Origin of the sequence: Thalassobellus citreus (assembly GCF_044385915.1) — a bacterium.
In the GTDB taxonomy this organism is placed as follows: domain Bacteria; phylum Bacteroidota; class Bacteroidia; order Flavobacteriales; family Flavobacteriaceae; genus Thalassobellus; species Thalassobellus citreus.
Genome location: NZ_JBISCC010000092.1, coordinates 1 through 8,852, shown reverse-complemented (window position 1 = coordinate 8,852; position 8,852 = coordinate 1). Strand labels below are relative to the sequence as shown.

11 protein-coding genes are annotated in these 8,852 nt (G+C 28.3%); all 11 read right to left on the bottom strand.

The genetic code is table 11. The features are described 5' to 3' along the window. Window positions 1-269 precede the first annotated feature (269 nt). On the bottom strand, window positions 270-950 hold the full coding sequence (locus ACH5TX_RS00900) for a hypothetical protein (protein ID WP_439337672.1): 681 nt from the start codon (window positions 948-950) through the stop codon (window positions 270-272). Window positions 951-1,112: 162 nt separating this feature from the next. After that, the gene (locus tag ACH5TX_RS00895; protein WP_439337671.1) at window positions 1,113-1,886 is read right to left on the bottom strand and encodes a DUF6090 family protein; all 774 of its coding nucleotides are present in this window, start codon (window positions 1,884-1,886) and stop codon (window positions 1,113-1,115) included. Window positions 1,887-2,057: 171 nt separating this feature from the next. Next, window positions 2,058-2,444: a hypothetical protein gene (locus ACH5TX_RS00890; protein WP_439337670.1), complete on the bottom strand. Its 387-nt coding sequence runs from the start codon at window positions 2,442-2,444 to the stop codon at window positions 2,058-2,060. Window positions 2,445-2,607: 163 nt separating this feature from the next. Continuing rightward, window positions 2,608-3,117 carry a hypothetical protein gene (locus ACH5TX_RS00885; RefSeq protein ID WP_439337669.1) on the bottom strand — a complete coding sequence of 170 codons (510 nt, stop codon included), beginning with the start codon at window positions 3,115-3,117 and terminating at the stop codon, window positions 2,608-2,610. A gap of 151 nt (window positions 3,118-3,268) precedes the next feature. After that, a complete protein-coding gene (locus tag ACH5TX_RS00880) occupies window positions 3,269-3,814 on the bottom strand; it encodes a hypothetical protein (protein WP_439337668.1) in 546 nt (181 codons plus the stop codon). A gap of 5 nt (window positions 3,815-3,819) precedes the next feature. Then, a complete protein-coding gene (locus ACH5TX_RS00875; protein ID WP_439337667.1) occupies window positions 3,820-4,281 on the bottom strand; it encodes a hypothetical protein in 462 nt (153 codons plus the stop codon). Between the two features lie 149 nt (window positions 4,282-4,430). Beyond that, entirely contained in the window at window positions 4,431-5,324 is an 894-nt protein-coding gene (locus ACH5TX_RS00870) for a hypothetical protein (protein WP_439337666.1), read from the bottom strand. A 72-nt stretch (window positions 5,325-5,396) separates the two neighbouring features. Continuing rightward, the gene (locus tag ACH5TX_RS00865; RefSeq protein WP_439337665.1) at window positions 5,397-6,098 is read right to left on the bottom strand and encodes a hypothetical protein; all 702 of its coding nucleotides are present in this window, start codon (window positions 6,096-6,098) and stop codon (window positions 5,397-5,399) included. Window positions 6,099-6,168: 70 nt separating this feature from the next. Continuing rightward, window positions 6,169-6,882 (bottom strand): metallophosphoesterase family protein, encoded by a 714-nt coding sequence (locus ACH5TX_RS00860; protein WP_439337664.1) that lies wholly within the window; start codon window positions 6,880-6,882, stop codon window positions 6,169-6,171. A 161-nt stretch (window positions 6,883-7,043) separates the two neighbouring features. Beyond that, window positions 7,044-7,874 carry a DUF4261 domain-containing protein gene (locus ACH5TX_RS00855; RefSeq protein ID WP_439337663.1) on the bottom strand — a complete coding sequence of 277 codons (831 nt, stop codon included), beginning with the start codon at window positions 7,872-7,874 and terminating at the stop codon, window positions 7,044-7,046. A gap of 541 nt (window positions 7,875-8,415) precedes the next feature. Continuing rightward, window positions 8,416-8,852 (bottom strand): hypothetical protein (locus tag ACH5TX_RS00850; protein WP_439337662.1); only part of this gene is annotated, 437 nt, incomplete at its 5' end.

The following is an 8,852-nucleotide window of genomic DNA, read 5'->3' as shown; positions in this document are numbered from 1 at the left end:
TTGTGTCTTTATAAGTGAATCATTCTTATTTATCAAAAAATAAATATCATTTTGTGCAATAGTTAAGTTACTGAATAAGGTAAAAATAAAAAGACAAAATATTTTATGATTTTCTATTTTCATATATGTTTGGCAACGGTTTTATATATGATTTGTTGCGTGTTTCAAGCACTGAATTTAGTAAATAAAAACCGAATAGAAAATCTGCGAGGATTTTCGTAAGTAGGCTAGAACCAGCAATAAATTATATATGTTGTTGCCAGTAGTTTTTATTTTCGCCAAGGCATATACGTTTTCAATATTTTCTCTTGTTCCTTTTCTTCCCTTTTATTCATTAATTCAGTTGATAGTTTACTTAAATGATTTATAAATTCAACTTTCTCTGTTTCTTGTCGAAAAAGTCGAATATTCGATTCATAAACCCTTAACCCTTCTATACAAACTTGCCATAAATCTTTATACATTAGCCTTAACGAATCTCCATTATTCCAATAACACATATCGCTTTCAAATTTTTTCCATAGTCTTTCCATTTCTGATATATTTTCAGGAAGTTTTTCCGATTTTGCTGAATCTAAAAATGAATCAATATTCAAATTGTGAGCAAAGTCGTTTCTAATGTTTCGTAAAACATTCATTATTTGGACAAAATGAGGAGGTATTATTTTAAATGCTTGAATTATAAGAATTTTGTTATTCAGGCTAGTCTTATTATTTATTAAAATTTTAGGATTTGGTATAAATAAATTTAAAAATCTGTCAATTTGATATTCCATTACTGAACAAGCTAAAATAACAAAAGACCTATCATCATCTATTTCGTTTAAACGCTTAAAATATGGAGGCATATCTTCGTTCCAATCAAATTTTTTCCAACTGTCAAACTGTTCAGTAAATAAACAGTTGTTTTCGTTAGAAGTAAAAACGCTGTGATGTTTGTTATTTTTCAATTTTTTCTAGATTTTCTTCAAATTGCTGGCAACGGTCTCGGCTATGAGTAGTTGCGTGGTTTAGCGATTAACTTTACAAGTAGAAACCAAACTGAAAATCCGCTAGGATTTTCAGAAGTAGGCGAGAACAAGCAATTACTTATAGCCATTGTTGTGCTTTCGTTATTTTTTTAAATCCGATTTTAATTGTTCAATCATTATGTTGGTTTTATAAAGTCGCATATCGTTGAAAAATATTGTTTTTAAATTTAGTTCGTAGTAAGTATTTAATAAAGTAACAAATTTGATTTGAACACTACTCCAGTCAACGTTATTCCAAATTTTGTCGTATAGTTTTGTATCCACAATATTATATTCTGATTGTTTTATTGGAATAGATTTTACATAATCAAAATATAGTTCATTTTTGTTCTTAATAATTTCGTTTATCATAAACGAATACTTTCTAGTATATCCATAAAAACTTACCAATTCCTCTTGTAATTTGTTTTCTAACAAAGTAATCTGTCCTGAATTCTGTAATGACAAGAAAGTGTTATCACTTATAATTGGAAATTCAGTTGATGCAACCATAATGTAAGGTTCTTTTCGAATAAAATTCAATCCATTTTTTATAATATTATTCAGTGTATCAATATTACAATTTGGTTTTTGAAGAATTACTTTTAAACTGTCAATGCGTTTATTTTCTTCTGTAGCTAGAGATAAGTGATTTTTAAAATGGCTAACATCTAATAATAAATCATTGACCAATTCAGATTTATAGATGGAAATTAAATTTTGATTTTTTCGACTTTCATTCTGGTTATTGATTGAAAGAGCTATCAAAATTCCAATAACCACAAGCACAATTTCTCCAATAGCATAAAGTAAATACTTGCTGAATTTGTTTTCAGTAAGCATATTTTGTCTAATTTTTCTAAAGAATTTTATCATTGGTTATGGTTTGTCATAATGAAGCACAACGGTTGTGTATAAGGATAGTGCGGTTTTGTGTCCGAGGATTTTCCGTAGGAAAATCAGAGAGACCAAATACGCGCTATCTTTTTGATTTAGTAATAAAATTAAGCATTATTTCTTATACTTTGTTGTGTACAGTATTTTTTATTACTCAATTTTATAATATTCAGTTTCTTTTCCGTCTGTTATTAAAATCAGTTTTTTTGAATTCAAGTATTTTAATTCCGAAATCCAATTTCCATATAAATAAGTGTATTTGAGTTTAAATCCATTCTCATATTTTATTATTTCTACGAATGAGTGGTCGTCCTCAACAATTATTTCTTCTCCGTTTTCGGTTAGCTCAAATTCTTCTAAATTACCTTTTCCGTTTTCAAACCAGTAGTGATAAACAGTTTTAGAATCCGAATGTTTTATTTTCCATTTTCCGCTCAAATATGATTCCACTTCTTTTTCCGTTTCACAACATTTTAAATGCTGTCCGAGTAAAGTCAGAGGTAAAATAGTCAATATTAAAATCAGCGTTTTTTTCATTTTTAGGTTTGAGTGGATATTGTACACAACGTTTTTATATATGATTTGTTGCGTTTTTTAAGCACTGAATTTAGTAAATAAAAACTGAATAGAAAATCCGCGAGGATTTTCGTAAGTAGGCTAGAACTAGCAATAAATTATATATGTTGTTGTAAAACGTTTTTTAAATTTCTCCATTTACAAAAAAGTCAAAATAATTGTTTTTAGTCAAGTTGATTTTTAAATTAAAATAGCAATTTCCACCATCATAAACTTTAACTATTTCATTTCTCCAGTTTGTGTTTTCGGTAGTACAGAATAAATTTACCCAAACCTCTTTTTCTCCATTGTCATTAATTACTGGGATATATTGTCTTTTGTAATTTGGTAAATAAATTTCTAGTTTAGGTTTTGATTTACTAAAATCTTCATTTGGATAAGTTTTTTCAAACCATTCTTTTCTTTCTTTGATATTCTCCGCTTGTCCTAAGTTATATTCTGTTACAGCGTTCTGCAATAATTTTTCAACGTTTGATAATTCTAAATCGGTTAATTTCGTAGGATCAGCATTTTGGTAAATCCAGTTCCATTCGGTTTGCAATTTTAAAACAACAAAGTCCGATTTGTTTTTATTTTCTCGACAAGAAATAGTCAGAAATAAGATGATAATTATGTACAGGTATCTAAAAGTCATTCAAATGTTTTACAACGTTGATGTATATGATTTGTTGCGTGTTTCAAGCAACTAATTTAGTAAATAATTACCGACCAAGAAAGTCCTCGAGGACTTTCGCAAGTAGGCAAGAAGCCAGCAATAAATTATATACGGTGTTACCTGCTGGCTTTTATTTTGATAGATGTATAACTTCTTCTATTCCGTGAACACAGAAAATTGTTAATACCTCTTCTCTATTAATTTTTTTACTCGCTAGACCTCCTTTTTGCACATTGTTTTTATCAAAATAAATATATTTTTCCGCCTCATTTTTTGACAAACTCCAACTAATTCCAAAGTTGCTACTTAATTTTTCCAATTCACTCATTCCTCTGTATATGCAAAAATTATCTGGTAAATTGTCATAGTATTCTTTTTCACTTTTTCTCATCTGATTATAGAAGTTAAAGCCTTGTTTTTTTAGACTATTTAAAAAGTCTTTAAGTTCAAAAGCGAATTGGCTATTATTTATTTGCTTGTGAATGTTATCGGATGAACAATAAGCTTCTCGAAATACTTTGTAAGCCACGTTTGAATTATTCTTTAATGTTGCTTCATATAAAGCAATAAAAAGTTCAAACCTTTGGTCTCTTCCAAAATTGTATAATAACTGTTCTGCCTCATAATAATTTATTTCTGCTGACTTATATTTATTATGTAAATCGATAATTGTCATACTCTTTAATCATCCTTTGGTATAAGATGTTCAATATTCATAAAATAGAATTCACCATTAATAGGATTTCTTGTTTCTTTATCTATTACTCTAACAGGAATTTTATATTCATTTCCTATTTTCGCTGTCGAATTTTCTCCTTTTAGAAGTTTTTCGGTCAAATTTTCGACTAATGACTTTGTTTGGTCAGGATTTTCTAAAAAGAATTGTTCAATTCCAATAGTTGCAGTAGCTTTTGATTTACAAAATTGATAATATTCATATTGGCGTTCTCTAAATATTGGGTTATTATCTATTCGATTAAATGTCCCGTTGAGAACCAAAATATCTTTTCTCTTAAAACTTTCAGTCAATTCATTTATAAATAATTGAGCTTCTTGCTCAGAGTTTGCAGTCAATGTTGTAACCAAATGAATAATCGCATTGTAGTTGTTATCTTCAAATCTTACATCTAATATAAATTCCATATTGTTTTTTCTTTCAGCTTGCAGGTAACGGTTACGTATAATATTAGTGGCGTGTTTAAGCACTAATTTAGTAAATAGAAACTTACCAACGGAAAATTCCGAAGGAATTTTCCAAGTAGGCTAGAACCAGCCATTAATTTTATGCTTTGTTACCAACTGGTGTTTTTCAATTCCGTTGTAACTTTATTTTTTTCAGAGTAATTGTGCTCAAATACAATTCCATCGTCAATAACTTCGTTAATATTTAATGTGCTTTCTAAACAGACATAATTGGCAAAATTATTCTCTATGTCAAATTTTAAAATTCCTTTTACAGTCAATTCATAATTTCGATTTTCAGTTTGCTGGTCAGATGAGATTTTAAAATGAGCTATACCTTTTTTGACTTTGACTAAAGTTGCTGTACAATTTATGTTATAGAAATTATTTCCCTCAATTGGGACGTTATAGTAAATTGTATGTTCAAAAGAAACAGTTTCTCCAATTCCGATTTTATGTTCAGGAAAATCAATTCCGATTTCTCTATTTTCTATATTTCTAATAAATTCATTCTCCTTTTCACTTGGTTTATTGTCAACTAAAAGCTCATTAATAGTAAGTTTGTTTTCTAAATTCACGTAGCCTTTGGCTTGAAGGGATTTGATTTTAAATTTTTCGTCAACTTTTTCTTTGTTCAAAGTTCCTTTAAACTCAAAATTATAAGCCAATATTTCTATTGGAATAGTTTGATTTCCTTTCTGTTCTTTTGTTTTTGTTGAGACATTATAAGTTTCTTTTTTATTCCCTCTTTGAAATCTTTTTACTCCGAGTGAGTCGAAATATTTTAGAGTTTCTTTATCTGCTTTTTTTTCAACTTTAAATTTTGTGGATTTTTCAAATTCAGATAAGTATTCAGAATTCTGATGATGTTTTAGTTCAAAAATGAAGTCTTTGTTTTGAGCAATGCAAAAAACAGAAGAGAAAAAAAGTAGGAAGGATAGCAGTCTGTTCATTCGCACTTGTTGGTAACGGTCTCGGCTATGAGTAGTTGCGTGGGTTAGCACTAAACTTTGCAGGTACATACCTAACTGAAAATCCTCGCGGATTTGCAGAAGTAGGCGAAAACAAGCAATTACTTATAGCCATTGTTGTGTGTTCGTACTATTTTTTTCTTCTTCATTTGAAATCCAAAGCTTTGTAATATCTAGTATTTCATTTAATTCTGCTTTATCAATAGACCTCCAGTAGCTCAATTCACGTTGTAAAGAATTATTAAAGGAAATTTTGCTTCCGAAATAAAAAATAAAGACCAAAATGAAAAGTATAATTATTGTGATTCCTGATTGGCTTCCGTCAAAAAACACTTTAAACATAGATTGATAAATGAGTTTTATTATAGAAATAATAATACAAAACGAGCAGACAATAAATAAATTGAAATACATAACTCCAAGAGATTTTGGATACCTAAAATAGGCTAATTCAGTATTATTATATTTTTTAGAAAAGTATGAAAATCCAACAAATTCATACATTTTATAATTATGTCCATTTTTTATTCTTTCTAACTTAGCAAAATTGATATTATAAATTTTAATCTTTTTTAAAAGAATCATTCCCCAATGTTTCTCAAAATCAGCCTTAGCTACAATATTTCTAAAAGTCTTTTTATGAGATTTACCAAAAATTAAGTCAAAAATGATGCTTACAAATATTGCTGGAATAAGTAAAAACTCTATTTTACTCATATTTTCATATAAAATAAAATATGTTAAAAAAGAGAATAACAATCCTGGAATATAAATTCTTAAACTTTGGTTTAAATTAAATTTGTCCATCTTATGTAACTGTTTATTGGTAAAAAGTATAGCTTAAAAATACTTTTTAAAATCTACTTGTATTAGCTTTTTATGTTATCTCTTTAAAATTGACCAACGTAGTAGATATATTATATTTATCAATTTCTATAATTCTGTAACCAAAATTAGATGTTGTAATTACGATTTCGTCTTGACCTTTTTCGACTTGGAAACAAGTAGATTGTGTAATTATTTGTTTAATATTGTTTTCAGTTCTTTCGTCATTCATATGATAATGACCACAAAATATTGTTATTGATTTTTTTGCTTTTTTTAGAACATTTTTAATTTCCATTCTATTTTTTAATGGATAGAGTTTGTCAATTTTTTCTTGGATTTTTATGACAGGATGATGAATGAAAAGAATTATTTCTTTTGTTGTTTTTAAGGTTTTAGTTAACCAATTCAATTGTATCGTACTTAATTTTCCCGCTGAAGTGTCCAAGAATATAAATCTATAGTAATTTTCATCTTTATAGTAATAAAGTTCATTATCATATTTGTTAGGGCTAAAAAATTTTGAAATAGCTGAATAATTATCATGATTACCTAAAATCAAATCAAAATCAAAACCTTTTAGTGTTTTGAAAAAAAAGTCAAGAGATTTATTTACAGCAATATCACCTCCTAACACTATTCTACTAATTTTTTTTGACTTTAAATCTTCAATTATTTTTTTCCAATTTTCCTTAGTATTTACTAAACAGCCTTTTGGTAATTCTTTGTCAAGATGAATATCAGTTATAAAAGCTATTCTATACATTTTCTCATTTTTTGTATGACACACAACGGTTACGTATAATATTAGTGGCGCGTTTAGGCACTAATTTAATAAATAGAAACTTGCCAGAGGAAAATTCCGAAGGAATTTTCCAAGTAGGCTAGAACCAGCCATTAATTTTATGCTTTGTTGGGCACAGTATTTTAATATTCAATTTTTAGTGTTTTTCCTTCTAAGAACTTTCCTTTTGATTCGGAAATTTTTAGTTTTTGTTCAGCCGAAATTCCAATCGTTTCTCCATCTTTTAACGTGACATTAAAAGCTATAACATAATGAGCTAAATTGAACATCATTTCATTCAATTCTTCTATTGAGTTTTCGGACTCAACAATTTCCATTTCCATTTTTCCAAAGTCAACAAGTCCGTATGTGTATACAGATTGTTTTCCGTCTTCTTTTCTTAAACCAAAGTAAATCCAATTGTATAAAGGAAGGTCTTCTTCGCTCATCATTTCCACATTTGCTTGATAGAAGTCCTTTTTTAGAACTAAAGTTCTAGCTCCAATGTAAATTCCAATTGCTTTGCTATTATTCATAACTGCAGAAGCAATTTTACTATATAATAAGTTTTCTCGAACTGGATTTTTTCCAGCGTTCATAATTGATAATACAATATGTCCTTTGTGTTTAGATGTTTCTTCAATTCCGTTTTCCCAGAAATAATTGTATTCAGCTGTTCTTTTAACTTCACCTCCTGGAATTGCGGCTGGAATATTTGCTATAGCAACATTATATTCACCAATTACTAATACAGCAGCTTTGTCATCAGCGTCATTGTCATTTACTTTTAGTTTCCATTTTGTTTTTAATTCATTTACAGTTCCATTTAAGTCAAATGAATTTGGGTCTTCTAATAGAACCATTCCTAAAATTGCTGAATTTGTGTTTGGTTCAGTCTTTTTTTCTTTCTTTAAAAAGCTAAATAACCCCATTGATAGAATTCCGATTAATATTATGGTTAGTGATTTTCTCATATTGTGCCCAACGGTTTGGTGTAAGGAAAGTACGGTTTTGTGCTCTGCGATTTTCCGAAGGAAAATCGTAAGAAAACAAAAAAGTACTAATTCCCGTTTAAGAAATAAAGATAGTATTTTTTTTACACATAGTTGTAAATAGTTGCGACACATTTGAGTGATCACGTTTTTTTGTTTCCGCAATTAATTCCGTTTGAGTAAAAAGTCAGATGCAGCTTTTAAAATCCGTTTGAGTGATAAAATCGGTAAGAGTATTCAATTAGTTTTTTAATTCCGCAAACAAGCTAAAAATCCGCAAGAGTAATTTTTTTCGAAACAGGCTAAAATTCCGCGTAAAGATTGGTTTTAAAAATCAGAATTCAGTTAGTTTTTTTTCAGCGTAAAGTTTTTCGGAGCTATTATTTACAACGGTTACGTATAATATTAGTGGCGCGTTTAAGCACTAATTTAATAAATAGAAACTTGCCAGCGGAAAATTCCGAAGGAATTTTCCAAGTAAGCTAAAACTAGCCATTAATTTTATGCTTTGTTGGCAACTGTATTATTTAATATTCCACATTTTGCTATTTTTTAAAGTATAAGTTCCAGTAAACCAATTTATTGTTATTAAGTCAACTTTTACATTTTTGCATTCTTCACAATTAGCAATTTTTTCGCTAAATTCAGTCGAAATGAGATTGTTCTTCGATGATTTGAAAGAAAATAATTTTTCTCCATTTTTATCAATAACAGAGATTCTAAATCCGAGAATTTTATAATCAATATTCTTCTTTTTTAGGAATTCAGATTTTAGTTGTATTGAATCTAACAATTTAGAAGACGAATTGATATTGAATAATTCAATTTGAGTGTCAGTCCGCTTTTCAAATTCCGCTGTTATTTTTTCTCTTTCCTCAAGATTTTGGGAAAAGCCAGAAAATTGAATAAAAGCAAAAAACATATAAATAAGAACTTTCATTGTTTTCATATTGTTGCCAA